Source organism: Candidatus Methanomethylophilus sp. 1R26 (genome assembly GCF_001481295.1).
Taxonomy (GTDB): Archaea; Thermoplasmatota; Thermoplasmata; order Methanomassiliicoccales; family Methanomethylophilaceae; genus Methanomethylophilus.
In genome coordinates, this window is record NZ_LOPS01000036.1 from 1 (window position 1) to 570 (window position 570).

At 56.0% G+C, this 570-nt stretch carries 1 tRNA gene and 1 other RNA gene; one reads left to right on the forward strand and one right to left on the reverse strand.

What is annotated here, in order from left to right:
• Window positions 1–5: 5 nt before the first annotated feature.
• Window positions 6–302: RNase P RNA component (gene rnpB, locus AUQ37_RS09625), an RNA gene on the reverse strand.
• Window positions 303–481: 179 nt separating this feature from the next.
• Between rnpB and AUQ37_RS06420 the strand changes: the two genes are divergently transcribed.
• A tRNA-Leu gene (locus tag AUQ37_RS06420) sits at window positions 482–568 on the forward strand.
• Window positions 569–570: the final 2 nt, after the last annotated feature.

Sequence of the window (570 nt, forward strand, 5' to 3'; positions counted from 1 at the left end):
GTGTCAATTGAGAGTAGTAGCCCCCCTTCTGTTTCAGACGGCATTCAACTAACGCACTCTACCCACCGGTCACAGGCATGTCATCCCGGTTGTGCGAGCTTGCTCCGACGAGGAGTCGCCGTTTCACCAGATCTCCGGGAACGTCACCGACATACGGATCATCCTAGTTTACCGGAACTGTGTCGTTTCTGGGCCCTTGCCAGGGCTCTCGCCCTGCCGGATTTCCCGGCTCGTCCTGCCCGCGGAGGAGGGAACTTCCTCGGCCGGGCCGAAGCCCTACCGTCAGCCGTCCTCTCTCTATTGACGTTTCCTCATCCGCTTACTGGGTATTTATCTTTGATGAATGTCCGGCAGCAGTCTCTCGTCCCTGTCCGCGACCGATATCCGAGACTTCATGGTATCAAAATGACTGGGAGCGCATAGGATCCGCGGGCCTTCAACGCAAGGATTATAAATAAGTCATGTATCCCAGAAACCTGTTGCAAGGGTAGTCAAGCATGGCCAACGACGCTAGCTTGAGGGGCTAGTCCCTAGCGGTCCGCGTGTTCAAATCACGTCCCTTGCACCATT